The sequence below is a fragment of the Actinomadura roseirufa genome, from assembly GCF_900659635.1.
In the GTDB taxonomy this organism is placed as follows: domain Bacteria; phylum Actinomycetota; class Actinomycetes; order Streptosporangiales; family Streptosporangiaceae; genus Spirillospora; species Spirillospora roseirufa.
On sequence record NZ_CAACVB010000024.1, the window covers coordinates 1 to 23,980 of the forward strand.

Consider the following 23,980-nt stretch of genomic DNA (forward strand, 5'->3'; position numbering starts at 1 on the left):
CAAGATCCTAGGCGGCCAGCGACGCCGCTACTCGATCAAAGAGTTCGAATCACTCCGCGACGGCCTCCACATCCCCGGCCCACTCCTCGGACTACAACCCCACCCCCAACCGACAGAAGATCCATACCAGGGCGAACCAGAGGGATACACACACTCCACACAGGGCGATGTATCCGGCATACCGAGCGGTACTCTGGGTCGGAGTCCCACTCCCGATCAGGGGGACGACGACATGGAGCGACGCTCACTGCTACAACTCACCATGCTGGGCATAAGCGCCGGCGCGCTCGGTTCGACCGGTGAATCCGCCCGGCAACTGCTCGCCCTGGCCCTCAACGACGAACCCCGCGACGTCGACGACTGGCACCTCACGCTGTCCGATCATCTCCACGCGCTCCGCACCCGGTCGCCCGCACAGGTCAGCAAAGACATGATGGTCGACCTGATTGCCATTAAGTACCAATCACGGACCGCCAAGGCCGAGGACAAAACCGAGTTGCAGCGTGTCACGGCCGGGTTGTCCATCTTGCACGCGAACGCGCTCACCCGCCTCGGCGATCACGGCGCCGCGATCCAATGGGAACGGACGGCGCGCATGACCGCCGATGCCTCCGGTGACCTCAATTTGCGGCTAATGGTCCGCTGCGAGGAGGCGGGCTACGGACTCTACGGGCAACGCGACCTGACCACCGTGCTCCAGCTCATCGAGGCAGCGGAACACTTGGCAGGTGACACGCCCTCCTTCTGGCACGCCGACCTCGCGGGCTCCAGAGCGAAGGCGATGTCCCTCCTCGGCAGGCACGACGAGGCCAAGAAGGCGTTGAACACCTTTGTCGGCTACGAAGGGAAGGACGCCCGAGCGGGCATCATCCCCGCTCTGTGGACCATGAGCCAGGCTCACTTCGCTGAGAGCTGGGTGTATGCACACGAGGGGAACGAGTCCGAGGCAGGAAGGGCACGCGAGATCGTCGTTGCCCGGACTCGCGACTACCAGTACACCGCCAACGTCCAGCTTCACGAGGCCCTGTGCACCGTGGTCAATGGCGGGGCCGATCACGGCACGACTCGGGCAACGGAGATCCTCACCGCGCTGCCGCCAACCCAGCAGAGTCAAATGATCATCGAAACCGGGAAGGCCGTCCTGCGAGCCGTCCCGGTCGAGAAGCGGGATCGTCCTGCCGTGCGGGAGTTGCACGCCGCCCTGACCTCCGGCCAGAACCGCACCGCGCTCACCTGACCACGCGGATCCGGTGCGGCAGATCGCACGGTCGCTTGTCGTACGGGTGGAGAAGATCGCGATGGGTCCCGCGCCTTCTACTCCGAAGAGGGCGCAGTGAACTGTTGACGGCCGAGCCGGGTGAAACGAAAGAGTAGCGCCCCAGCGTTATTGCCTAAGGGCATGTGATGGAGGAAGGATACAGGTATGGGCAAGCACGAGAAAAAGAACGCCTGCGAGCCATGTGGCGGAAAAGGATGGGCCATGGTAAACCTGGACGGCAAAGAGGAGAAGATCACCTGCAAGGCATGCAACGGGACTGGGGAAAAGTGATCGAATTCTCCGGGCTTCCGCACGTTGATCGAAGCGTTTTCATCCCGGAAACGGTATGGGTCGTACGTGACGGCGGCTTCGTAGCGCTCTCGCGCCGCGATGAGCCGGAGGCGTGGGACAGGCTGGTGATGTCCGATGAACCGATCACTACGCAACTCAAGGACGGGGCATTGCCCACGTCGTCATCGTCGGGCCCGTCGGTGATGGCCGAGATGATCAATGCTCTGTGCCTCAACGCCGGTATGCGTGTGCTGGAGATCGGCACCGGGACGGGCTACAACGCCGCGTGCCTCGCTGCGCTGGGGGCCGAGGTGGTGTCGGTCGAGATCGACCCGGCGGCGGCGGACCAGGCCCGTCATGCCCTGTCGGCCGCAGGTCATCCGGACGTGCTTGTGATCACGGGCGATGGGGAGATCGGTGCTCCGTCACATGGCCCGTTCGATCGGGTGGTCGCGACTGCGGCGGCTCACACGGTTCCCCATGCCTGGATCGAGCAGACGAAGAAGGATGGGCTGATCGTCGTCCCGTGGGCGGCCACGTTCCATCCGACGGGACCGCTGGCGGTCCTGACGGTCCGAGGTGACGGCACGGCAGAGGGACGATTCACGGTCCCGGCCCGATTCATGCCGCTCTACGGTCAGCGGTTGCCGCAAACGGTACTTCACGAGACCGAGGAGCGATGGGCGGCAGCGGGTAAGCCGGAGCCGTCCCGGTACGGGGTCACGGTGAACCCTGACGGGCAGCACATCTGGCTGGACTCGCCGGACAACCCGATCGCCTGAAAGGCCAAGGCTCCATTTCAGGGACGGAATCGGGGCGGTCGATGGTGGTGGGCCACTTGGATGGGCGACCGGAACGAGTCAGTCATCGCTGTGTCGGCAATCCCGTCTGAGGTGCCGTCGATGCGGGAGCGCCGTCCGATGCGGGCCGGTTCGGCGGGAATTGCGTAGAGGTCGCCGGCCTCGTCCGCCTGATGGCCATGCGGGACTCCAAGAACCCTGGCTGGTCGGCTTCGTCTTCGAAGCGGATCCAGACGCCCAGGTCCGCCACGGTCAGCCCAACATCGGCCACACCTCTACCCGCCACCTTTCGACGGTCACGGTGGCTGGTGGCGGGCCGACACGGAGCCGGAGGTTCGGGAGACAGCTCCGCTTCACCCGAGCCAAGAACGGCGACGGCGTCGCACCGCTGATCAACTGACTGGACGCCGCCGGGCCGGTACCGAGTGTGCGGCCGTCCTGCTGAGGCCGTTTGTGGACTTCGACCCACCAGCCGGGGGCGGATCGTCCCAGGATGGCAGCCATGCGCGATGGCAGGGGCCGGTGGCCGTGGCTGGTCTTTCTCGCGGCGGTGGGCGGGGTCCTGGTTCTGGCGGCGGTGACCTTCGCCCCGTTGACTGGCGAGGACGGGTTACAGACCGCGGCCAACCGCGCCCAGCTCACCGGCGGGTTCGTGCTGGCCGGCGCGGTGCCGCTGATCTCGGCGTGGTGGTGGGCCCGGCGCCGCTCCCGCCAACTGGCGGCACCGGCCCCGCCCGCCGCCGATGCGCTGACCGACGCCAAGAACCTGCTGGCCGAACTGGTCGCCGAACAGTGGCAGGACGAGGCGCGGCTGCGGTCCCTGGACGACCCCGACCCGATCCCGGTCCGCTGGCGCGCACCCGCGTCCGGCGAGTACACGCCCGCGATCATGGACCATCCCCGCCAGATCGACCCCGCCGCAGGTTCGGGCGGCGGGGTGTGGTGGACGGCCTCCAGCGCCGACATCGCCGCCCTTGCCGACCGGTTCCGCCAGACCAGGCGGCGTCGCCTGGTGATCCTGGGTGGCCCGGGGGCGGGTAAGACCACCCTGGCCGTGCAGTTGCTGCTCCACCTGCTGGCCACCCGCCCCCAGCACCACGACGAACCGGTCCCCATCCTGCTCCCGATCGCCGGGTGGGACACCGAACGCCTCCCCCGCCTGCACGACTGGCTCACCGACCGGCTCCTGGCCGACTACCCCGCACTGCGCGCCCCCGGACTCGGCCAGGACGTGGTGCGGGCACTGGCTTCGCGCGGGCATCTGCTGCCCGTCCTGGACGGCCTGGACGAACTCCCCCCACTCGCACAAACCGAGGTGATCGGCGCGCTGAACCGCTCGCTGGGCGGCGGCGACCAGCTCATCCTCACCAGCCGCACCACCGAGTTCACCCGGGCGGTCACCCGCGCCGGAGACGTCATCACCTCCGCAGCCGTGCTGGAGCCCCGCCCGCTCGACCCCGCGGCCGCCGCCGACTACCTGGCCACCTGCCTGCCACCCACCCCCTCACCGCCCTGGCAGCACACCCTGACCACCCTGCGCCACGCACCACCGCCCGCCCGGCGCCCACCCGGCACCGGCCACCCGGCGGCGGCGCTGGCCGAGGTCACCCAGACCCCACTGGGACTGTGGCTGCTGCGCACCATCTACCTCACCCCCGGCACCGACCCCACACCCCTGACCGACCCAGCCCGCTTCCCCACCGCCGACGCCCTGAAAACCCACCTGTTCGACCAGCTCATTCCCACCCTCATCGCCACCCGCCCACCCACCGGCAACCCCGCCGACCCCTTCCGCCCCCGCCACCGCCACGACCCCGCCCAAGTCCGCCGCTGGCTGGGCTACCTCGCCCACCACCTCACGCACCAACCCGCCCCCACCGGGACCGGTACCGGAACCCGCGACCTGGCCTGGTGGCGCCTGGCCGCCACCACCCACACCACCCGACTCGCACTCGCCGTCCTCACCATCGTGGCCGGGCTCACGGGCGGGCTCGTGGCCGGGCTCGTGGCCGGGCTCGCGTTCGGGCTCGCGGGCGGGCTCGCGTTCGGGCTCGCGGGCGGGCTCGCGTTCGGGCTCGCGGGCGGGCTCGCGAGCGGGGTGCTCATCACTTCTACCGCCGGGGACTGGGCAAAGGATCGGCCGGGATATGCCGACCTGCGTATCCGACGACGGCTCACCGAATTCTTGCGCGAACTCGCGGGCGGACTCGCGTTCGGGCTCGCGTTCGGGCTCACGGTCGGGCTCACGGTCGGGCTCACGGTCGGGCTCACGTTCGGGCTCGTGGTCGGGCTCACGGTCGGGCTCACGGTCGGGCTCACGGTCGGGCTCACGGTCGGCCTCGCGAGCGGGCTCACTCAGTGGGCAGAGACACCAGCGCACGCACGTCGTACCCAGACCCCGATGGACAACTGGCACGCCGACCGAACCCTGAACCTCTTCCGCGCCACCAACAGCGGGCTCGCGGTCGGGCTCGCGGTCGGGCTCGGGGTCGGGCTCGGGGGCGGGCTCGCGGTCGGCTTCACGTTCGGGCTCGCGGGCGGGCTCGCGCTCGGTGACCATCGGGCGTGGCTGGCGTATCTGGTGGCCACCTGCCGGCTCGCCTGGGCCCGCCTCTTGCCGCGCCGGCTGATGCCGTTCCTGGACGACTGCCATCGCCTCGGACTCCTGCGCGCGGTCGGCCCCATCTACCAGTTCCGCCACGCCGAACTCCACGACCACCTCGCCGCCACCTACCGACCACCCGCCTGACCGAGCAACGATCGGCGGCGGGACGGCGGCCGCACGCTCCGCCCGATCCGGTGTGGCAACACCTTCACACCGGCGGGACGCCGGCGCCCCCGTCCCGCCGGTCCACCAGACCCGCCGGCACCGGTTCACCGACGTCCGCGTCATCCGGAACCGGCGCCCGACCTCCGCAACTATGGAAGCACTTTGCTCACCAAATACCATTTCTGCTCTTCGTTGCCCTTGCATTCCTGGGTGGTGACGTACTGATACACCTCCATCCGTGTGAAGTAATCAGCGTCAAGACATCTCAGCTTGTCTTTCCCAAGGATGTCGGAGGAGATTTCAAAAAGCCGATGAAGTGAACCCGGTTGCCAGACGGGCTTCTCATGCAGGATCCATACCTGTTTCTTTCCGCTCTCGCAGGCAGCCTGCCATACGCGACGGCCAGGTTCGGTGGGATCCCCATTGATCTCCAAGCAATTTCCATTGAAGTCGTTGACCAGCCGAACCCAGTAGACGGGGTAGTCTTGTTGGTCCCTCTCTCCACCGAGAACCTCCGCACGCCATTTGAGTTCGGCCTTGAAGGTTCCGTCGTTGTTGTACGCGATGCCGCCCGACCAGGCGTAGATGCTGACCGTCCCAAGTGGCCCGAGGTACCGACCGAGCGACGTTGTGCCGTCCGGTTGTAGCGCCGAGACCATCAGCGAGAACTTCGCCGGCAAGGGCGGCAAATTGGGGTCCGCGTGGCGCACGTCGGAAGCTGACGCGTGGCTCGCCAACAGTGGACCGCTCGCCACCGTAAATGCGGCCGAGAGGGCCATGGCAAGGCGGATCGCCTTTCCCTTCATCTCTGACTTCCCTTCCGTGACTGCATGACCCCGAACATTCACACCACCGACCATTAAGGGTCGCCCCGTGGTGCCATTCGCTCGGATTTCCTCGGAAATCGTCTCCGGGTTTCGAAGTGCACGCAAGCCCGTGGTCCGCTGAGCGAACCAGGATTGCGTGCACCACTTCCGCTGCGAGAGGTGCGACGCCGGCTCGTCTGGTCGCCGACGTGCGAGCGGAGACGACCCGGCTTCGGACGCGCCGTTGGGCGGACGGGGGCGTTGTCCTGAGCGGATGTGGCGGCTCGACATCGCCCCGATGGCGGGCCGACCGGCTGCCGGGGGTCGTTTCGACGGGCGTCGAAACAATGCCGTCCTATAGTTCAGGCGTGGAGCAGATCACCAGCCCCGGCGAGGTTCGCGCCGTGCTGAACAGCGCGGACTTCCTTGTCCCTCCGGTGCCCGATGCCGGTCCGCCCCCAGGGATCGCCTGGCTACGGGCCTCGGTGTCGCGGTTCAGCAACGGTCCCGACCATCTGAGGCGGCGCGCCCTCGGCACCGGTGCCCTGGCGAAGGTCGTCCCGGCCACGTTGCACCGTGACGCCTTCGAGCAGACGACCGCCGTCCTCAGCGAGGCGGGCGAGCAGCCGATCGACCTCATCGCGCGGGTGGCGCGGCCCGTCCCCGTCCTGGTGCTGGCGAGGGCGCTGGGCATCGAGACCGACGCGGCGACGGTCGCGGAGGTCGCGCACGCCTACCACCCCCATGTCGAGGCGACCGCCGCCGCCGACCTCGCCGTGAGCGATCTCGTCGCCGCCTGCGGTGGGACGGCCGATGAGACCACGGCGGCGCGCATCTGCCTGCTCGTCCAGGCCTGCGACGCCACCACCGGCCTGGTCGGCAACGCCCTGGCCGCGGAACTCACCGGCTACCCGGACCTCGGCGTGAACGCCCTGCTCGACCGGACACTCCGCGCCGAGCCGCCGATCCTGAGCACCCGCCGGGTAGCCCGCACCCGGACGCGGGTCGCCGGTACCGAGATCCCCGCCGGAACCGTCGTCCGGCTGGACCTCACACAGGGCGAGAACCCGGATGGGGATGATCTCGCCTTCGGCGCCGGGCCGCGCTCATGCCCCGGACGCGACCACGCCCTCGCGATCGCCACCGGCATCCTTGAGGCCACGCGCGGCTGCCACCTCGCCGACCCCGACCGCCCCATCGCCTACGAGCAGGCCGCCAACCTGCGCGTTCCGGCCGCACTCATCGTGAAGACCCGATGAGCCGCTTTCATCGACCCGCATCAAACTGGTAACCCGCACGCCCCTCGCCCCGTGGTGGCCATGCAAGGTTCCAAGGGCCCTGACGGCTCCGTCCTGGTTTTCAGCCATGCGGCGTTCGCCGGAAAGATCCGCGGCTCACACAACCTGGGGCCCGCGTACCCAACGCCCCCGCCGCTCACCCCGCCGGCGGGGGCGTTGCCATGTCCGGTGCGCGGGCCGTCCCGATGGCGCGCCGCCTGACTTGCAAGGGATGCGCGGCACGGTCACCGAGGCCGGGCCCTTTCTGATGTCAGGCCGATGCTGCCGGGTGGTCCTGTTCCCGCAGTTCGGGCCGGTCGCCGGGTTGCCGCAGGGCCTCGTCGAGCATGGTGTCGAGGGCCTGCTGGGACGACTGGAGGTGCGTGATCGCCTCGGTGATGCGGCGGCGCTCTTGGCGCAGGTTGGCGACCATTTCGGGGCAGGGGGACGGTACGACCCGTTCGCCCTCGTCATGGACGCAGTGCAGCAGGCGGGCGATGACCGTGGTGGGCAGGCCGGCGGCCAGCAGGGCGCGGATGTGGCGCACCGCCGCGACGTCCGAATCGGCGTACTCGCGGTAGCCGTTGGGGAGGCGTAGCGGCTGGAGCAGCCCCTGTTCTTCGTAGTAGCGCAGCAACCGCCGGCTGACCCCCGTGGTGTGGGCCAGGGCCCCGATCCGCATCTGATTCCCTCGCTCCGAGTTTGACCTTCACACCGATGTGACACCTTAACGTCCCGGCTGTCCGTCATCTTCCAGTGAAGGAGCAGCACATGCCGGGAGCAGTCGTCATCGGAGCCGGTCCGGGAATCGGCCGGTCGGTCGCCCTCCGGTTCGCCCGGGAGGGCCTGCCGATCACGCTCATCGCACGGACCACCGAAACGCTCGCCGAGGTGGCCGGGGCCGTTTCGTCCCTCGATGTGCCCGTCCGCTCACTGGCCGCCGACAGCACCGACGAGACGGCGCTGCGCGCCGCCCTCGACACCGCGACCACCGAGTTCGGTCTCCCCGACGTCGTGGTCCACAACGCGGCGATCATCCAGCTGGACGCGCCCGGAGAGCTGCCGGCGAGCGCCCAGCTGGACGCCTGGGCGGTCAACGTGGTCGGCGCGCTCACCGCCGCCGCCCACGTCGCCCCCGCGATGGCGCGGCGCGGGAGCGGTTCGTTCATCATCACCGGCGGAATGCCCGAGCCGAAGCCGCAGTACGTCAGCCTCTCGCTCGGCAAGGCCGGAGTGCGGACCCTGGTGACTCTGCTCGACCACCAGTACGGGGCCTCCGGAGTTCACGCGGCCAGCGTCACCGTCGCCGGTCCCGTCGCCCCGGGCACGGCCTTCGACCCCGACGACATCGCCGAACACTACTGGCGGCTGCACACCCAGCCGCGAGACCGATGGCAGCGGGAAGTCCTCCACGACGGCCTCGCCGGGGAGGCCGTCACAGTAGGCGCCACATCGGACGCTCACGGCGATCAACCTTGACCGCCGGCACGGGAACCGGGCGCCTGACCGCCACCTGACCATTCCGGGAAGGCAACCGAATGAATCTCCACGGCTACTTTTAGTCACCATCTCTGAGGGAATGATCAAGATGGCCTGTCGCCGTTCGGGGAGGTAAGGCCGTGTCGCTTGGTCACCGCCCATCAATGGGGGTTCGTCTGCTTCGCCGGTTCGGTGCGGTCGCCGTGGTCCCAGTGCTGACCATCGCGCCGGCCTCGGTGCTCCCCGCCGGTGAATCGCTCGGCCACGCCGCCTCGTCCACGCCGGGCGCCGCGACGAAGGGGCAGGGACGGACCTTCGCCACCTACCAGGTCGTCATCGGTGATCCGGTGACCGCGAATCCGGGCAGGGGCCAAGGGGCGTACGCCTATTGTCCGGCGGGGACCGTCGTGCTGGGCGGCGGCGAGTCGAACACCCTGCTCCTGCCGACCGGGGCCGAGCTCGTCGCGTCCAATCCGGACGACGTGTTCAACGGATGGCACACCGCCTTCTACAACGCCTCGCAGGCAGTTCCGGTCACTCTTCGCACGCGCGTGGTCTGCGGTAGCGGAATCCCCGGATACCAGCTCACCTACCTCCAGGACCAGATCATTCCGCGAGGTCAGACCCGCCGGGAGTTCTCGCCCAGTTGTCCAGAGGGTTCGCTGACGCTGGGAGGTGGCAGTGACGGTCCCCAGGGACTCAGGCTGCTCGACTCCTACCCGGGTGGCACCAACCAATGGGAGACCACGGTCCTCAACATCTCCCTGACCTCAGAGGTGTCCACAACGCTGTACAACATCTGCGGGCGCGGCATCACCAGGTCACTTCAGTTGAGTGACACGGTCAGGGTCGCCAAGGGCGGTCGCGCGAACGCCACCGCGACCTGCCCGGCGGGATCGAAGGTGCTGAGCGGTGGCGGCGACTCCTCCCCGCGCGGCAGCAACCTGATCACCGATACCTACCCGAGCTCGGACGGGAAGACCTGGACCGTCTACGTCAAGAACATCGTCGACGAGGTCTCTTGGATGCGCGTCAGGGTGCTCTGCGGCACCTGACTCCGGCGGCACCTGACTCCGGCGGCGCGTGGAGCTGATCAGCGGCGCGGGCCCGCGCGCGGGCGCCGCACCGTCTGGCCGCGCGGCCTGCCCAGACGGGTGTGAGCCCACCTACGCCGAGAACGCGGTGGCTTGACCCTAAACGGAACCGACCAGTACCGTATCGCGGGTACAGATGGAACCGATCGGTACCGTTTTGGAGGTCATGGTGGCCGGTGAAGGTTGGACGCGGCGGGCGCGCTGGAGCGTGCTCGCCCTCGGATTCGGCGTCTTCGCGGTCGGGACGGACGAGTTCGTCCTGGCCGGAATGCTGCCCCTGCTCGGCGACACCTTCGACATCTCGATCGCCGCGGCCGGGCAGGTGGTCACCGCGTTCGCGCTGGTCTCCGCGGTGCTGGCACCGGTCCTCGGCACACTCACCGCCCGCTGGCCGCGCCGGCGGATCCTGCTGCTCGCGCTCGGCGTCTACCTGGTGGGCAACGCCGCCACCGCGGTCGCGCCGACGTTCCCGGCGCTGCTGGGCGCCCAGATGGTCGCGGCGGCGGGGGCCGGGATGTTCGTGCCGGCGGCGACGGTGACCGCGGCGTCCCTCGTTCCCGCCGAGCGCCGGGGCCGGGCGATCGCCGTGGTCATGACCGGCTTCACCGCGGCCACCGCCCTCGGCGCCCCCATCGGGACCGTCCTGGGAGGGACGCTGGGGTGGCGCGCGACGGTGTGGTTCCTGGTCGGCCTCGCGGTGCTCGGCATCGGGTCCGTCCTGGCCCTGATCCCCCAGCAGATCACGGCTCCCGCGCCCGCCGGCCTGGGCGAGCGGCTGCGCCCCCTGCGCGACCCGCGCGCGCTCGCGCTGATGGGCACCACCCTGGCCGGGTTCACGGCCGTCTACATCCCCTACACCTACATCTCCGCCGTCTTCGAACCCGCGACCGGCGGAGACCCCGACCGTCTGGCCCTGCTGCTGTTCATCTTCGGCCTGGTCGGCACGGTGGCCAACTTCGCGGGCGGGGCGCTGGCCGACCGGATCGGCGGGCGCACCGTCGCCTCCGGCGCGATCGTCCTGCTCGTCGTGACGCTGCTCGTGATGCCCCTGGCCACCGGCTCCTTCGCCGCCGCGACGGTGATGCTGATCGCCTACGCAATCCCGGCCTGGGCGCTGACCACCCCGCAGCAGCACCGGCTGATCGCGCTGGACCCGGCCTCGGCGTCGGTCTACGTGTCGCTCAACGCCGCCATCCTCTACCTGGCCATCTCCCTGTCGGGCATGGCCGGCGCCGCCGGCATCGCCTGGCTGGGCGCCGACCGGCTCGCCCCGGCCGCCGCCGTGATCGCCCTGCTCGCCCTGGGACTGTCGGAGCTGGCCCACCGGCTCACCCGGCGACAGGCCGCCCCGAAGGTCCCCCCGGCCGTGGCTCCCGCACGGGACACGCCCGTCGCTCACATGATGGACGAGTGACGACCACCGGCCACCACGTCCACGCCCGGCCGACATGGAACGCTCCGCCGGCCGGGCGCTAAGACGGGTCACCGGGGTCGGAGAAGATCCGCAGTTCCGTCACCCCGCTGATGTTGCGGGCGCCGCACACGTCGTCCGGCATGACCAGCTGCGGCCCCTCTCCGTCCAGCGCCGCCTCGTCCCGCCGGACGCCCAGCAGCACCGGCCGGTTCCCGAACTCGGGATCGATCTCCGCCCAGGACAGGACCACCCGGTGGCCGTCGCCCGCCCGGAGCGAGATGAGGAACCGCAGGCGGTCCCTGCGCTCCCCCGGGACGAACAGCGGAGCCGCCGGCGCCAGCACGTCCAGCAGCAGCGGGCCGGTGAACCGGTGCCTGCGCACACCGCTCCTGCGGCAGCGGAAGGTGACCTCGCGCTCGTGCTGCGGCAGGGCGCGCAGGTCGGCCATGCGCACGTCGCGCGGCGCCAGCACCTCACCGGCCACGCGGACGACGACGCCCATGCCGGCACGGGCCACCGCGGGCCGATCCACCACCTCGACGCTCCCTCTCACGAGATGCCGACGCTTTCCCCGACCACGGTAGATTGTCCTCCCTCAAAAGCAAGACCCAATGCGATTCACCCCTCGCAAAAGCGAGGGCGCGGCCGAGATGTCATTGGTATCTGCGACTCACCACATTCGGTCGGGTGTTGGTAGGCGTGGCCTGGTGACGAGACGCCTTCTCAGTAGAGTCGTGGAATGAAGATCACGAAGCTGGTGCTCGTGTCGGTGCCGCTGGGCGGGGCGTTCGGCGCGGCCACTTCGTGGATCAATGACTTCTCCTCGCCGTACAGGTCGTCCGGTGGACGCGTCGAGGCGGTTTCCGGGGGCGTCCGCAGCGTCGCGGAGGTCGTGAGCCTGTTAGTGGACGTGGGATGGGCGTGGGCAGGGCTGGCCGTCGCCGTGGGCTGGCTGGCCCGCACTCCCGTCCGGGGCTCCATCGCCGGGGTCATGGCACTGACGGCGGCGACGGCCGCCTACTACCGCGTGGACTCCTATCTGCTTGAGGAGCCGTTCGCCTGGCACCAAGGGCTCATGGTGTTCTGGTGGACGGTCGGCCTGGTCACGGGCCTGGTCCTCGGCGCGGTCGGCGCGGCCGCCCGCCGGACGGGGACGATCGGTCTGCTGACCGGTCTGACGGTACCGGTGGGGGCGCTGCTCCAGATGGCGGTCATGCCACCCGGCTTCGGGCCCACCGAGAACCCGGAGGCCGTCTGGGCCCTGGTGATCGTCTGCGTCGGCGCGACGGCGGCCGCGGCCTTCGTCTTCCTGCGCTTCTTCCGCGGGGCGGCCCCCGGCGAGCCCTCCCCCGACCCGCCGCCCGCGGTCCGGACGGTCGAGAGCTCCGCCGGCATGGCCGTCGAGTAGATCTCCCCGGCGCGGGCGACTGGCCGGTTTCGGCAAGCGGCGAGGACGGGTCGTGGACGACCCGCGCGGCTAGCGTTGGGGCACGCGGTGCGGAGGAGCAGACATGAGCAGACTGCCGTTAGGCCCGTCTCCGGGGATCGGATACGGGCATCTGCTGTCCACCTCTCATGGCGCCTTCGTCACCAAGCACGAGTGGCTCGTCCAGCCCGTTCCCGTCGAGCGGCCAGAGCGCGGGTGGGAGCAACACCGCCTGCAATGCCCTGAATGTGGCAGGACGCTGAACGTGCGCGTGTCGTCCGTGGTGAGAACGAGACGCCGGCAGCGGGGGTGGCGGTGGACGTCGGCGTCGTGCCTGGCGCTGGCGGTGCTCTGTGCGTTGCTGATGATCCCCTCTGCCGAGGGACTGCGGATCGGCGCGTCCTTGGGCCTGGTGTTCGGAGCCACGTTCGCCTTCAGCCTGTACATGCGCTTGGGCGTGGAGGACGGGGTGACCATGCGCTGGCCTACGTGGACTCGCCTGCACGGTCACATGCTCCGCTGGCCTCCCGGAACGCCCACGCGCTGGCAACGCTGATCGCGTCCCCGGCCGGGCCGGCGCGGGCGGCCCGACATGGGGCGCGGCGCGCGGCCGGTCTCATGGCGGGCCGCTCCCTTATCTGCCGGCCAGGAGGTCGCCTACGGCCGCGTCGACGAAGGCCACGTCCTCGGGGTTGGCGCCGCCGCTGGACAGGTGGCCCCAGATCCCCGGAATCGTGCGCAGTCTTCCCTTCGGGATGTGCCGGACGGCGTCCTCCTCGTCCTCGGGCGTGAAGTAGAGGTCCCTCTCGGCGGGCATGGCCAGCAGTTCGGCCGTGATGGATCCGAGGGCGCGCGGGAGGTCGCCGTCCATGCCGGGAGTCGTGGAGACGTCGGCGTTCTGCCAGGTCCAGAGCATCGCGAGGAGGTCGTTGGCGTCCTGCCCGGCGAAGTTGGGCTCCCAGAAACCGGTGAGGAATTCCTCCAGGTCGGTGAATCCCAACTGCTGATAAGCGCCCTCCCGGTAGAAGGGCTGGGAGAAGCCCCATCCCGCGTAGACCCGGGAGAAGGCCCGCAGGCCCGCGACGGGCGGGACGTCGTAGCGCCCATCTTGAAACGCGGGGTCCAAGGTGAGGGTGGCCCTGAGGCTCTCAAGGAACACCGTGTTGTGCGCCGAGGTCTTCGGGGCGCCGCAGAAGGGCAGGGCGCGGGCGACCATGTCGGGATGGCCGACGGCCCATTGGTAGGTCTGCAAGGCGCCCATGGAGGTACCGATGACGAGTTCCAGCCGCTCGATGCCGAAATGCTCGGTCACCAGGATGTGCTGGGCGCGGACATTGTCGCGAATGGTGACCTGGGGGAAGTCCGGGCCCGCGTGCGGCGGAGGGGTGTTGGACGGCGACGACGAAACGCCGTTGCCGAACAGGTTGGGCACGATGACGAAGTACTCGCGCGGGTCGAGAGCGCGGTCCGGGCCGATCAGCCACTCGTGGGACGTGTGGTCTCCGGCGAACCAGGTGGGGAGCAGGACAGCGTTGCCCTTGGTCTCGTTCAGCTCTCCGTACGTCTGGTAGGCGAGCCGTGCCACGGGCAGGACCGCACCGCGTTCCAGCTCGAAATTCTGAAGTTCGAGGGTCTGGTGGCCGGGTGTCATTCGTTGCTCCTCAATCATTCTTGCTCGGACTTTCCAAGGGAAAAGGCGGTCGTGAAGAGCAGGTGCTCGGAGCCGGGGCGGGCGATGAGCTGAAGCCCGGTCGGAAGGCCGCCGACCGGTGCGGCGGGCACGCTGAGCGCGGGGAGGCCCAGCAGGTTCCATGAGCTGGTCAGCGACAGCAGCGCGCCCCGGACGGGGGTGGGAACGCCGTCGATCCGGACCGTCCGCTCCCCCAGGCGCGGCGCGGTGACCGGGACGGTGGGCAGCGCGAGGACGTCGCACCGTTCGAACAGGGCACCGGCACGCGCGATGAACCGTTCGCGGTCGGCCATGGCGCGGACGTAGCGCCAGCCGGGGACAGCGGCGGCGTGCCGGAGCCGGTCGAGAACCTCCGGGTCGAACAGGTCGGGGGCATGGGCCAGCCGGTCGGCGTGGACGGCCGCGGCCTCGCTGCTCTGGACGGCGGAGAACGCGGCTCTGACCTCGTCCCATGCGGAGCCGTCGTCCCACGAGGGCGCGCGGACGTCGGCGACCGGGCCGATCCCCGCTTCCAGCGAGCCGCGCACGGCGCGAACGACCCGCGGATCGCAGGCCGCGGACATCAGCGAGGTCAGCCAGCCGACGCGAGGCGCGCCCGCCGAGGAGGAGACACCGTCCGGGACGAGCGCCTGGTAGGCGGTCAGGCAGTCTTCCGCCGTCTGGGCGAAGAGGCCAACGTGGTCGAGCGTCCTCGAAAGGGGAAAGACGCCGTCACCGGGAATCGCCGCGTACGCGGGTTTGAAGCCCGCCACTCCGCACAGCGCCGCCGGGATGCGGACCGATCCACCGGTGTCGGTGCCGATGGCCAGCGGCACCATTCCGGCGGCGACGGCGGTCGCGCTGCCGCCGCTGGAACCTCCCGACATCCGCTCGGGGTCGAGCGGATTGCGGGACGCGCCGTTCGCCGACCGGTCGCCGGTCGGCCCGTAGGCGAACTCGTGGGTGGTCGTCGTCCCGACCACGACCGCGCCCGCCTCGCGCAGGAGCCGCACGCACGCGGCGTCGTCCCGCGCGACATGGCCGCTGAAGTGCCGGGATCCCATGGTCGACGGCAGGCCCGCGACCGGCACGAGGTCCTTCACCGCGACGGGGACGCCGTGCAGCGGCCCCCGGTCGGTGCCCTCCGCCCTCTCGCGGTCCGCCCGCCGGGCCGCCGCCTCGGCTCCGGCGGCGTCCACGGTGACGAAGGCGTTCAGGCCGGGGTCGAGATCCGCGATCGTGTCGAGGGTGCGGCGGACGAGCTCGGTGGCGGTCGTCCGCCCCTCGCGCAGGTCACGGGCGAGGTCAGTGATCGTCGGTGGCCGGGCCCGATCAGCGGCGGCGGTGCGGCCGGACGCGGGCGCGGTGCGGGACGGGGTCGGGGACACGGTGGCCTTCGATGGAGTCGTCACGGACATCAGGACAGACGGCAGCCGGGGAGGAGGTCAACCAGCGGGATGATCGTCGCGGTGCAGACGCCCATGGCAGCCGTGTAGGCGACCATCGGGTGGACGTGTGCGGGTACCCGCCGGGCCAGCGCGGCGGCGAGCGGAGGACCGGCGGCGGCGCCGAGCAGCGCACCGGCCGCCGAAGGGACGAGCGCGCCGCCGAACGCCAGGGCCGTGGCGGGCGCGACCGACACCACCGGGACGAAGGTCGGGTACCACCCGGCGGCCGACCAGCGCGTCCGCCACAGCAGCACGCCGCAGGCCGCCGTCAGGACCTGCGCGGCGATCATCTGGGGCAGCAGGCCGCTGCCGTACGCCGGCCCGGCGGGGTTGAGCAGGAACTGCAGGACGCACCCGATCAGCAGGCCCGCCCCGGCCCACTCACTGCCGTAGAAGTGCGCCTCGGTGAAGTCGGCCAGGATCCGGCGCGGGATCCAGGACGCCGTCCCGGTCCGGTCGGGGCCGGGCTCGACCGGCTCGGCGGGGCGGAGCCGCTCGGGGCGGAGCCAGGGCAGCCCGCGGCAGATCGCGAAGGCGATCAGCCCGCCGATGCTCATGGCGAGGACACTGCCCACCACGGGCGAGACGTCCAGTGGGACGCAGACCCAGTTCACCAGCGCCAGCGCGATGGGCGTCACCAGCGAGGCGCCCAGCACGGCGCCCGTCAGGGCCACCGGCCAGCCCGCCCCGTACAGCACCACGACGGCCGGCGGGACGGAGACGAACGGCGCGAAGGTCGGCTGCCACGCCCCGGTGGACCGCAGCGTCCACCCCCACATCAGGTTGCTGGCCAGGGTGCCCAGGACGGCGCTCGCGAGGACCCACGGCCACAGGTTCGTCCCGCACGCCTGGGCGAATCCGCGCGGGCCGCCGTCCCGGCGGCGGAGCGCGTGGGCGAGGGCGGCGCCGGCGACCATGAGGACCGCGCCGAGGGCGGACTTGGCCATGGTCGCCTCGGTGGCGTCGCCGACGATCCAGTACAGGTACCAGTCCGGGTCGCCGTAGCCGAGGTGCCAGGACGTGTAGCCCGCGCTGATCGCGGGCAGCGAGGGGCGCAGGTCGGTGAGCACGGCCGCGAGCAGCGCCGCCGCGGCGGCACAGCCGGCGGCGGCGCCCCAGAGGGCGAGAACGTCGAGCCGCCCGAAGCGGGTGCGGATGCCCGTGGTGGTCATCGCCGCGTCCTCAGCGGGGGAACGCCTGGCCGAGACGGTAGCCGAGCAGCGGATCGTAGAGGTCGGTGCGCCGGTCGCGGATCAGGTCGTTGAGCGGCGTCCAGATCGGGGCGCTGCGCGCCGCGACGATGTCGAGGTCGGCGGCCAGGAACGTCTCCTCCTCGGCTCCGGCGACTCCGGCGACCGGCCAGCCGTTGGTCCCGGTGATGAGCGAGTTGCCGAGGAACCGGGCGTCGCGGTCGGTGCCGACCCGGTTGGCGGCGGCGATGTAGACGTTGTTGACGTGGGCCGCCGTCATCGTCAGGTACGCGGCCATGCACCGGCCGGTCTCGTCGAAGATCGGCGGCGGGGTCCACACCCAGTTGTTGACGCTGCAGATGATGTCGGCGCCCTGCTGGGCGAGGAGCCGGGGGACCTCGGGGAACCAGATGTCCCAGCAGATCAGCAGGCCGATCCGCCCGATCGGGGTCTCGAAGACGGGGAAGCCGAGGTCGCCGGGGGTGAACCACAGCTTCTCCCGGTTCCACAGGTGGGTCTTGCGGTAGCGGCCCACGTAGCCGTCCGGCCCGACGAGGACGGCGGTGTCGAACAGGCGGACGCCCGCGCGCTCGACGAGCCCGCCGACCAGGTGCACGCCGTGCCGGCGGGCGAACTCCTCCCAGCGGGCGACCGTGTCGCCGCTCGGGACGTCCTCGGCGTGGGCGTAGGCCTCGGCGCGGTCACGGAAGCTGTAGCCGGTGCTCGCCAGCTCCGGCAGGACGATCAGCGTCGCCCCGTCCCGGGCGGCGCGCTCGGCGAGTTCGAGCGCCCGGCCGACGTTGGCCTCGCGGTTGTCCAGGCCCGCGCGGGGCGCGAACTGCACCACGGCGACCCGGGCCGGGCTGACCGGGTGGTCCTGGTGGTCCTGCCCCTGAGCTGCGTCGGTTGGCGTCATGCTCTGTCCTTCCGTGGAACCCAAACGTTTGGGCCAAACGTTTGGGTTACTATGGGCACGCCGCCCCGGCGCCGTCAAGAGTTCGCGCCGAAGTCATCCGCGGGACGGGCGCGGCTCCCGTCCCCGGCACGGATGGCGATATCGTCACGGCGGCCGGTCCGGCCCCTTGAGGGAAGGGAGGTGCCGGTGGCGGAGCCGAAGGAGCGACCGGTCACGCTGCGGTACATCGCCGACGAGCTCGGACTCCACGTCTCGACCGTCTCCCGCGTGCTGAACGGACGCGCCGACGCCCGCGGCAGGGCCGCCTCGGGCGACACCGCCGACCGCATCCGGCGGCTGGCGGCCGAGCTCGGCTACCAGCCCGACCCGCACGGCGCCGGCCTGCGCACCGGCCGGAGCGGGCTGGTCGGGGTGCTGGTCCCGCGGCTGTCCGACCTCGTCCTGGCGACGATCTACGAGGGCGTCGACGAGGCCGCCGCCGAGCGCGGGATCACCACGATCACCGCCGGCACCCTGGACGACGACCCGACCCGGCGGCACCGCACCCGGATGCTGCTCGCCCGCCGCGTCGACGGGCTCGTCTTCGGCGACGCGCGCCTCGACGACGCGTTCCTGGACGAGCTGGCCGCCGACGGCGTCCGCTTCGTCCTGGCCAACCGCCGGTCGGGAGAGCACCCCTCGGTGACGCCCGACGACGCGCTCGGCGGGCGGCTGGCCGCCCGGCACCTGCTCGACCTGGGGCACACGCGCGTCGCGGTCATCGCGGGCGAGCCGTACGCGAGCACGGGCGCCGACCGGACGGCGGGCTTCCTCGCCCACTGCCGCGAACGCGGCGTGGACGTCCCCCCGGACTCGGTCGTGCACTCCTCCTTCGACACCGCGGGCGGGCGCGCCGCCGCCGAACGGCTGCTCGCCGGCCCGCACCGGCCCACGGCGATCTTCGCCGTCAACGACTTCGCCGCCATCGGCGCCCTCGGCGCCGCCCGCGACCACGGCCTGCGTGTGGGCGCCGACCTGGCGGTCATGGGGTACAACGACACACCGCTGGCGGCCGAGCTGCCCATCCCCCTGACCAGCGTCGCCGTCCCGATGCACGAGATCGGCCGCCGCGCGCTGGAGATGCTGGCGGTCCTGTTGCGGGGACGGTCCGCCGAGTCCGAGCGGCTGACCCCCGAGCTGCGCCCCCGCGCCTCGACCTCCGGGGATCCGGGCACGACCGGCCGAGCGGGGTCACTCGCAGACTGAGCCGTCGTGGTCCCGGTCGATGTACCAGTTGTATTCGGGGTCGATGCCGCGCGTGTAGGGGCCCAGGCCGTGGGACTTGGCCTCGGCGCAGGTCCGGTAGCGGGGATCGGTGTCCGGGGACGTGAGCTTGGGTTTCTCCGTTGGCTCGTCGGACGGCGTCGGCTCAGGCTCGGAGGTCGGAAGGGCGGGCTCCGGGGTCGTGAGGCTCGGCTCCGGGGTCTCGGTCTCGGTCTCGGTCTCGGTGACCGTGACCGTCGCCCTCGGAGTGGACGCGCCGTCCGTGCCGGTACCGCAAGCAGTTAAGAGGCATGCTCCCGCGAAGAGGATCCCTAGTGCGGTTCTGGGTCGGTCCATGCTGTTGTCCTGTCGTCCGGGAACAAGGGCGCGGTCCGAGTGGGACGCGGCCGTTGCCGGGGGCGTTGACAGGTGGCACGGTCCGGCCAGGCGCGGGTCAGGCGGACAGGATCGTGCGGAGGGCCTCGATCTCCGCGAGCCATCCTTCGGCGCCGGTCTCCTCCCAGAGCTCGTGCAGTTCGGAGTCCTCGGCGGTGATGCGGTCGAGGGCCCGCACGGCGAGGGGACGCAGGTCGGTGGAGAGGGGCGGGATCGAGCCGTCCGGGCCGTAGACCTCGTCGGTCGGCTTCCCGCCCGGGCACTGGGCGGCGACGAGGGCGGCGGCGGCCACGGCGATGGTGGCCTCGTAGTAGTCCAGGTAATCCGTCTCCGCGAGGACGTCCTGGAAGGCCCCGCGGATCGCGGCCGGGCGCTCGTCCTCGTCGAGGGCGTCCAGTTGCCCCGAGAAGTCGGCGGCGGTGTCGTTGTCGAAAGGACCGGTGTCCCAGGTACCCATGTCCACCTCCGGTTAGGTCGGGAACACCCTAGGACGTCCGCGATCTTCTGGATGGCCGAAATGGGGTACTGCCAGCGGCTTTTTCCACCGGTGAGCGAGGGTGGCCCCCTGGGGGGAGGCCCGCCCTCCCCCGGTCAGGACACCTGTCCGGGACGGTCGACCACCCGCACCGTCAGGCGCACCCCCGCGACCTCGACAAGGCCCTTCTTGTAGGTGCCTCCCCAGTCGGTCACGTGGTCCTTGACGATCCTGCTGCGGTGGCCCCGGAAGGCGTAGGTGGACGGGTCGAGCAGCGTCTCGTCCGCCATCCAACCTCCGATGACGAGGGAGACCGACAGCACCGGCCTGCCCAAGTCCTTGGCCGTCCTGTCCAGTCGCACGCCGGGAATCTTCGCCAGGGCGCGGTAGGTCGCGGCGGTCTGCGCGGGAGGCATGACCGGGTTGTTGTACAGGAGGGACGACAACATCGCGTACGCCCCTGAGTTGGCGTCGCCGGGGGTGCGCTGCTTGCGGGCCCAGGCCAGCATCCCGTCCGCGTCACGCGGCATGCGGGACACGGTGGGGTAGTCGGTAGGCGGCGTACCGCCACCGGTGGCGGACGTCACGAGCCTGCCCTTCTCGTACCAGGCCAGCTTGTTCCCGTTGTAGTTCACCCATTGCCGTGCGGTCTCCGTCTTCAGCGGCGTGTCCGGGCCGACCGCCTGGCCCTCGTCCGGCTTGGGGCTGACCTTGGACCGGTTCACGGTGTAGATCCACTGGTCCGGCCGCGGCGGGGTGAAGGGCGCGCGCGCGGCGTTGTCGGCGGCGCGGTGCAGGACCTCCTGGGCGTTCGCGGCGGGCGCCGCGGGCAGGCCGGGCACGACGCTGTGCCGGGTACCGTCCTTGTCGGTGCCGCCGATGTTCTGCGCGATGGTCCCGCCGGCCGCGATGGCGACGGCGAGACCGCCCACGGCGGCGACGCGGAAGACCGTCCGGTGCGACCGCGCGGCGGCGCGGCGGGACGAGGCGGCGCCGGGGCGGGTCACCCGCGCGTAGGCGGCGCGGCCGACCGGGTCGTTCGCGGCCCCGTCGAGGCCGCCGGGCGGGCACGGGTTCGCCGGGGCGAGCATCGCCCGGATCTCCTGGACGTCGGTGTCGTGCTTCATGTTTCTGCTTCCTCCTGGTTCGTTCAGTACCGGCTCGGCTGCGTTCCCGGGGCGGTCATGGCCGGGCGGGGAACGGCCGGGACCGATGGGGTGGCCGACCCGGCGTCGACCTTCGCGAGGGCGGCCGTGAGGCGCTTGCGGGCGCGGTGCAGGCGCACCGCGAACGTCCGGGCCGAGCAGCCCATGACGGTCGCCGCCTCCCGCGTGTCGAGCTCCTCCCAGCCGACGAGCTGGAGGACCTCGCGGTCGCGGTCCGGCAGCAGGCGCAGCGCGGCGGCGATCCGGCCGCCCTCGGCGAGGCCGGTCGCCACGTCGGCGACGGGCCGCTGGTGGTCGCGGTCGCCGCGCAGCCGGCCGAGCAGCCTGCCGCGGCGGCGGTCGCCGCGCGTCTCGTTGGCGAGGACGTTGCGGGCCACGGCCAGCAGCCACGGGAACGGCCGGTCGGGCGGGACGTCGCCGCGGCGGCGCCAGGCGACCAGGAAGGTCTCGGCGGCGATGTCGCGGGCCGTCTCCGGGTCGGTCCTGCGGGTCGCGTAGCTCAGCACGTCGCCGTAGTGCGCGTTCCACAGCTGGGCGAAGTCATCGTCTGGCTCCGGCACACGGTGCTCCCTTCTCTCGTCTTGCACGTCGTCCAGAGATGTCCGGCGCCGCCGGATCCTTTACAGTCCAATCGATCTCGCCTGGTAGGCCACGTTTGGCCCTGTCCAATTCGCCTGGTCGTAGGTAGGGTGCGGCGAATGCGGGTGGTGGTGACGGGAGCGGCGGGGTTCATCGGGAGCCATGTGGCCGACGCGCTCGCGGCGGCGGGACACGAGGTGCTCGCCGTGGACGCGCCCGGCCGCTCGCTCGCGCCGGGCGTCGCGCGGCGGACGTGGGCGCGGGTCGGTTCGCGCCCCGGGGTGACCGCCGTCGAGACCGACCTCGCCGTGGACGCGCTGGACGCGCTCGCCGCCGCCGACGTCGTCGTGCACCTGGCGGGACGCCCGGGGGTGCGCAGCTCATGGGGGCCGGGCCGCGCCGCCGCCGAGCGCGACAACGTGCGGGCCACCGCGCGGCTGCTGGCGGCATGCGCGGGACGGCCGGCGGGGCGGCGGCCGCGGGTGGTGGTGGCCTCCAGCTCGTCGGTGTACGGATCGGCGGGGCACCGGCCGAACCGGGAGGACGACCCGCCGAACCCGGAGAGCCCCTACGCGGCGAGCAAGGTCGAGGTGGAGCGGCTGGCGGCGCTCGCGGCGCGGGACGGGCTGCGGACCGTCCTGCTGCGGTACTTCTCGGTGTACGGGCCCCGGCAGCGTCCGGACATGGCGTTCCACCGGTTCGTGGAGGCGGCGCTGGACGGGCGGCCGCTGCCGCTGTTCGGCGACGGCCGCCGGTCGCGGTCGTTCACGCACGTGCGGGACGTGGTGGGCGCGACGCTCGCGGCGGCCGCGGCGGACCTGCCGCCGGGGATCGCGGTGAACGTCGGCCACCACGAGCCCGTCGCGGTGCGGTCGGCGATCGGCGTGCTGACCGGCGTGCTGGGCGTGCGGCCGCAGATCCAGCGGGCGGCGCCCGTCGCGGGCGACGCCACGCGGACATGGGCCGACACCGAACGGGCGGCGCGGCTGCTCGGCTGGACGGCGCGGACGGGCCTCGCGGAGGGTCTCGCCGACCAGATCGCCTGGCACCGGGCCCTGCGCGTCCAGGAGGAGGTGCGGGCCGGATGAACGCGGCCCAGGGGCCCCGTGCGGCGTACTTCGCGTTCGACCGGTTCCCTTCGAGCAAGGGATCGGCGGTCCACATCGCGCAGATGGCGGACGAGCTGTTCACGTGGGCCGGCGGCGGCCTGCTCGGCGTGCTGGGCGGCGGCCTGCCCCGGTACCAGCGGGAGGGGACGCGGGAGATCGTCCGGTTCGATGCCCCGATCCCGAACCTGATCGACCGGGCGGAGGCGTACTCGGCGTGGGTCGCCGGGCTGCTGGAGACGCGGCTGGAGACGCTGGAGGTCTGCCACGTGCGGGACCCGTGGAGCGCGCTGCCGGTCGTCACCGCGACCGGCCGCCGGTACCGGGTCGTGTACGAGGTGAACGGGCTGCCGTCGATCGAGATGGCGCACACGTGGCCGTGGGCGGCGCCGGAGACGCTCGCCAAGATCGGTGAGCTGGAGCGGTTCTGCCTGGCGCGCGCCGACGCGGTGGTGGTGCCGTCCCGGGTGATCGGCGACGCCGTCCGCGGGCTCGGCGTCCCCGGCGAACGAGTCCGGCTCGTCCCGAACGGGGCGGACGTGCGCGACCGGCCGCGGCGTCCCGACGACGCGCCCGGCGAGTACCTGGTCTACGTGGGCGCGCTCCAGCCGTGGCAGGGGCTGGACGTGCTGCTGCGGGCGTTCGCGCGGCTCGCCGACCTGCCCGAGCTGCGGCTGGTGATCTGCTCGTCGGTCCCCGAGCGGCGGGCGAGGCAGGTGCGGCGGCTCGCCGAGCGGCTCGGCGTCGCCGAACGCGTCGACTGGCGGTTCACGCTGCCGCACCACGAGGTCGCGGCGTGGCTCGCGCACGCCGCGGTGTCGGTGGCGCCGCTGACCGGTTGTGCCCGCAACCTCGACCAGGGGTGCGCGCCGCTGAAGGTGCTGGAGTCGATGGCGGCGGGCGTGCCGGTGGTCGCCTCCGACCTGCCAGCCGTGCGGGAGCTGATGGCCGACGGGGAGCACGGGCGGCTCGTCCCGGCCGACCGCCCGGCGGAGCTGGCCCGGTCCGTGCGGATCCTGCTGGAGTACCCGGAGGAGGCCGCGGCCATGGGACGGCGCGCCCGAGCGCACATCGCCGGCGGCCTGACCTGGGCGCACTCGCGCGCCGCGCTCCGCGCCGTCTACCGTGCCCTGACACCGTCCGCCGCACTCTCCCGAGCCGACCGATAGGTGGTGTCG

At 71.6% G+C, this 23,980-nt stretch carries 24 protein-coding genes and 1 pseudogene; 14 read left to right on the top strand and 11 right to left on the bottom strand.

Translation table 11 applies throughout. The annotated features are described in order from the left end of the window. Nucleotides 1-232: 232 nt before the first annotated feature. The 5 genes and pseudogenes from E1291_RS07895 (at nt 233) to E1291_RS41845 (ending at nt 5,098) form a co-directional block, all read left to right on the top strand. Nucleotides 233-1,237: a hypothetical protein gene (locus E1291_RS07895; RefSeq protein WP_131737079.1), complete on the top strand. Its 1,005-nt coding sequence runs from the start codon at nt 233-235 to the stop codon at nt 1,235-1,237. A 186-nt stretch (nt 1,238-1,423) separates the two neighbouring features. Beyond that, nucleotides 1,424-1,549, top strand: a complete 126-nt coding sequence (locus tag E1291_RS43815) for a YuiA family protein (RefSeq protein WP_165495013.1) — start codon at nt 1,424-1,426, stop codon at nt 1,547-1,549. Continuing rightward, complete coding sequence (locus tag E1291_RS07900) at nt 1,525-2,331, top strand: methyltransferase domain-containing protein (RefSeq protein ID WP_131737080.1); 807 nt, start codon at nt 1,525-1,527, stop codon at nt 2,329-2,331. Before E1291_RS43815 ends, E1291_RS07900 begins: the two co-directional genes overlap by 25 nt. Before the next feature lie 158 nt (nt 2,332-2,489). Then, nucleotides 2,490-2,741, top strand: a pseudogene (locus E1291_RS45050) (hypothetical protein); the annotation flags it as partial. Between the two features lie 110 nt (nt 2,742-2,851). Further along, nucleotides 2,852-5,098: an NACHT domain-containing protein gene (locus tag E1291_RS41845; RefSeq protein WP_165495014.1), complete on the top strand. Its 2,247-nt coding sequence runs from the start codon at nt 2,852-2,854 to the stop codon at nt 5,096-5,098. Between the two features lie 170 nt (nt 5,099-5,268). Here E1291_RS41845 and E1291_RS07920 read toward each other — a convergent pair whose 3' ends face one another. Further along, nucleotides 5,269-5,925 carry an RICIN domain-containing protein gene (locus E1291_RS07920; RefSeq protein ID WP_165495015.1) on the bottom strand — a complete coding sequence of 219 codons (657 nt, stop codon included), beginning with the start codon at nt 5,923-5,925 and terminating at the stop codon, nt 5,269-5,271. Nucleotides 5,926-6,293: 368 nt separating this feature from the next. Between E1291_RS07920 and E1291_RS07925 the strand changes: the two genes are divergently transcribed. After that, nucleotides 6,294-7,184, top strand: coding sequence for a cytochrome P450 family protein (locus E1291_RS07925; protein ID WP_207400622.1), 891 nt, complete (start codon nt 6,294-6,296; stop codon nt 7,182-7,184). A 289-nt stretch (nt 7,185-7,473) separates the two neighbouring features. On the opposite strand, the gene E1291_RS07930 is transcribed toward E1291_RS07925, so the two are convergent. Continuing rightward, entirely contained in the window at nt 7,474-7,884 is a 411-nt protein-coding gene (locus E1291_RS07930; protein WP_131737082.1) for a MerR family transcriptional regulator, read from the bottom strand. An 89-nt stretch (nt 7,885-7,973) separates the two neighbouring features. Between E1291_RS07930 and E1291_RS07935 the strand changes: the two genes are divergently transcribed. From E1291_RS07935 to E1291_RS07945, 3 genes are all read left to right on the top strand, one after another. Next, nucleotides 7,974-8,681, top strand: a complete 708-nt coding sequence (locus E1291_RS07935; protein ID WP_131737083.1) for an SDR family NAD(P)-dependent oxidoreductase — start codon at nt 7,974-7,976, stop codon at nt 8,679-8,681. A 164-nt stretch (nt 8,682-8,845) separates the two neighbouring features. Further along, nucleotides 8,846-9,736 (top strand): hypothetical protein, encoded by an 891-nt coding sequence (locus tag E1291_RS07940; protein WP_131737084.1) that lies wholly within the window; start codon nt 8,846-8,848, stop codon nt 9,734-9,736. A 175-nt stretch (nt 9,737-9,911) separates the two neighbouring features. Then, a complete protein-coding gene (locus E1291_RS07945) occupies nt 9,912-11,189 on the top strand; it encodes an MFS transporter (RefSeq protein WP_242614011.1) in 1,278 nt (425 codons plus the stop codon). Nucleotides 11,190-11,247: 58 nt separating this feature from the next. On the opposite strand, the gene E1291_RS07950 is transcribed toward E1291_RS07945, so the two are convergent. Next, on the bottom strand, nt 11,248-11,724 hold the full coding sequence (locus tag E1291_RS07950; RefSeq protein WP_207400623.1) for a molybdopterin-binding protein: 477 nt from the start codon (nt 11,722-11,724) through the stop codon (nt 11,248-11,250). Nucleotides 11,725-11,928: 204 nt separating this feature from the next. Between E1291_RS07950 and E1291_RS07955 the strand changes: the two genes are divergently transcribed. Further along, nucleotides 11,929-12,597, top strand: coding sequence for a hypothetical protein (locus E1291_RS07955; RefSeq protein WP_131737085.1), 669 nt, complete (start codon nt 11,929-11,931; stop codon nt 12,595-12,597). A gap of 103 nt (nt 12,598-12,700) precedes the next feature. Then, on the top strand, nt 12,701-13,171 hold the full coding sequence (locus E1291_RS07960) for a hypothetical protein (protein WP_131737086.1): 471 nt from the start codon (nt 12,701-12,703) through the stop codon (nt 13,169-13,171). Nucleotides 13,172-13,249: 78 nt separating this feature from the next. On the opposite strand, the gene E1291_RS07965 is transcribed toward E1291_RS07960, so the two are convergent. Genes E1291_RS07965 through E1291_RS07980 form a run of 4 tightly spaced genes read right to left on the bottom strand, consistent with a single transcriptional unit; the run spans nt 13,250 to nt 17,838 of the window. Next, entirely contained in the window at nt 13,250-14,266 is a 1,017-nt protein-coding gene (locus E1291_RS07965; protein WP_131737087.1) for an alpha/beta fold hydrolase, read from the bottom strand. A gap of 14 nt (nt 14,267-14,280) precedes the next feature. Continuing rightward, on the bottom strand, nt 14,281-15,696 hold the full coding sequence (locus tag E1291_RS07970; RefSeq protein ID WP_242614012.1) for an amidase: 1,416 nt from the start codon (nt 15,694-15,696) through the stop codon (nt 14,281-14,283). Between the two features lie 5 nt (nt 15,697-15,701). Further along, the gene (locus E1291_RS07975) at nt 15,702-16,904 is read right to left on the bottom strand and encodes a hypothetical protein (RefSeq protein ID WP_131737089.1); all 1,203 of its coding nucleotides are present in this window, start codon (nt 16,902-16,904) and stop codon (nt 15,702-15,704) included. A 10-nt stretch (nt 16,905-16,914) separates the two neighbouring features. Continuing rightward, on the bottom strand, nt 16,915-17,838 hold the full coding sequence (locus E1291_RS07980) for a nitrilase family protein (RefSeq protein WP_131737090.1): 924 nt from the start codon (nt 17,836-17,838) through the stop codon (nt 16,915-16,917). A 186-nt stretch (nt 17,839-18,024) separates the two neighbouring features. Here E1291_RS07980 and E1291_RS07985 point away from each other — a divergent pair, with 186 nt between their 5' ends. Continuing rightward, entirely contained in the window at nt 18,025-19,083 is a 1,059-nt protein-coding gene (locus E1291_RS07985; protein ID WP_207400624.1) for a LacI family DNA-binding transcriptional regulator, read from the top strand. Here E1291_RS07985 and E1291_RS07990 read toward each other — a convergent pair. The 4 genes from E1291_RS07990 to E1291_RS08005 all read right to left on the bottom strand — a co-directional run bounded on the left by E1291_RS07990 (nt 19,069) and on the right by E1291_RS08005 (nt 21,677). Then, nucleotides 19,069-19,437: an excalibur calcium-binding domain-containing protein gene (locus E1291_RS07990; RefSeq protein ID WP_131737092.1), complete on the bottom strand. Its 369-nt coding sequence runs from the start codon at nt 19,435-19,437 to the stop codon at nt 19,069-19,071. The genes E1291_RS07985 and E1291_RS07990 overlap by 15 nt on opposite strands. A gap of 97 nt (nt 19,438-19,534) precedes the next feature. After that, entirely contained in the window at nt 19,535-19,933 is a 399-nt protein-coding gene (locus tag E1291_RS07995) for a DUF4259 domain-containing protein (protein ID WP_131737093.1), read from the bottom strand. Between the two features lie 134 nt (nt 19,934-20,067). Beyond that, nucleotides 20,068-21,078, bottom strand: a complete 1,011-nt coding sequence (locus E1291_RS08000) for a CU044_5270 family protein (RefSeq protein WP_131737094.1) — start codon at nt 21,076-21,078, stop codon at nt 20,068-20,070. A 23-nt stretch (nt 21,079-21,101) separates the two neighbouring features. Further along, entirely contained in the window at nt 21,102-21,677 is a 576-nt protein-coding gene (locus E1291_RS08005) for an RNA polymerase sigma factor (RefSeq protein ID WP_131737095.1), read from the bottom strand. Nucleotides 21,678-21,815: 138 nt separating this feature from the next. Here E1291_RS08005 and E1291_RS08010 point away from each other — a divergent pair, with 138 nt between their 5' ends. Together E1291_RS08010 and E1291_RS08015 are read left to right on the top strand one after the other, a co-directional pair. Next, on the top strand, nt 21,816-22,784 hold the full coding sequence (locus E1291_RS08010; protein ID WP_131737096.1) for an NAD-dependent epimerase/dehydratase family protein: 969 nt from the start codon (nt 21,816-21,818) through the stop codon (nt 22,782-22,784). Beyond that, complete coding sequence (locus E1291_RS08015; RefSeq protein WP_242614013.1) at nt 22,781-23,971, top strand: glycosyltransferase family 4 protein; 1,191 nt, start codon at nt 22,781-22,783, stop codon at nt 23,969-23,971. Before E1291_RS08010 ends, E1291_RS08015 begins: the two co-directional genes overlap by 4 nt. Nucleotides 23,972-23,980: the final 9 nt, after the last annotated feature.

Coding starts and splice junctions, on each gene's coding strand:
- E1291_RS07895 (WP_131737079.1), top strand. CDS start 233: ATGGAGCGACGCTCACTGCTACAACTCACCATGCTGGGCATAAGCGCC.
- E1291_RS43815 (WP_165495013.1), top strand. CDS start 1,424: ATGGGCAAGCACGAGAAAAAGAACGCCTGCGAGCCATGTGGCGGAAAA.
- E1291_RS07900 (WP_131737080.1), top strand. CDS start 1,525: ATGCAACGGGACTGGGGAAAAGTGATCGAATTCTCCGGGCTTCCGCAC.
- E1291_RS41845 (WP_165495014.1), top strand. CDS start 2,852: ATGCGCGATGGCAGGGGCCGGTGGCCGTGGCTGGTCTTTCTCGCGGCG.
- E1291_RS07920 (WP_165495015.1), bottom strand. CDS start 5,925: ATGAAGGGAAAGGCGATCCGCCTTGCCATGGCCCTCTCGGCCGCATTT.
- E1291_RS07930 (WP_131737082.1), bottom strand. CDS start 7,884: ATGCGGATCGGGGCCCTGGCCCACACCACGGGGGTCAGCCGGCGGTTG.
- E1291_RS07935 (WP_131737083.1), top strand. CDS start 7,974: ATGCCGGGAGCAGTCGTCATCGGAGCCGGTCCGGGAATCGGCCGGTCG.
- E1291_RS07940 (WP_131737084.1), top strand. CDS start 8,846: ATGGGGGTTCGTCTGCTTCGCCGGTTCGGTGCGGTCGCCGTGGTCCCA.
- E1291_RS07945 (WP_242614011.1), top strand. CDS start 9,912: ATGGAACCGATCGGTACCGTTTTGGAGGTCATGGTGGCCGGTGAAGGT.
- E1291_RS07955 (WP_131737085.1), top strand. CDS start 11,929: ATGAAGATCACGAAGCTGGTGCTCGTGTCGGTGCCGCTGGGCGGGGCG.
- E1291_RS07960 (WP_131737086.1), top strand. CDS start 12,701: ATGAGCAGACTGCCGTTAGGCCCGTCTCCGGGGATCGGATACGGGCAT.
- E1291_RS07965 (WP_131737087.1), bottom strand. CDS start 14,266: ATGACACCCGGCCACCAGACCCTCGAACTTCAGAATTTCGAGCTGGAA.
- E1291_RS07975 (WP_131737089.1), bottom strand. CDS start 16,904: ATGACCACCACGGGCATCCGCACCCGCTTCGGGCGGCTCGACGTTCTC.
- E1291_RS07980 (WP_131737090.1), bottom strand. CDS start 17,838: ATGACGCCAACCGACGCAGCTCAGGGGCAGGACCACCAGGACCACCCG.
- E1291_RS07990 (WP_131737092.1), bottom strand. CDS start 19,437: ATGGACCGACCCAGAACCGCACTAGGGATCCTCTTCGCGGGAGCATGC.
- E1291_RS07995 (WP_131737093.1), bottom strand. CDS start 19,933: ATGGGTACCTGGGACACCGGTCCTTTCGACAACGACACCGCCGCCGAC.
- E1291_RS08000 (WP_131737094.1), bottom strand. CDS start 21,078: ATGAAGCACGACACCGACGTCCAGGAGATCCGGGCGATGCTCGCCCCG.
- E1291_RS08010 (WP_131737096.1), top strand. CDS start 21,816: ATGCGGGTGGTGGTGACGGGAGCGGCGGGGTTCATCGGGAGCCATGTG.
- E1291_RS08015 (WP_242614013.1), top strand. CDS start 22,781: ATGAACGCGGCCCAGGGGCCCCGTGCGGCGTACTTCGCGTTCGACCGG.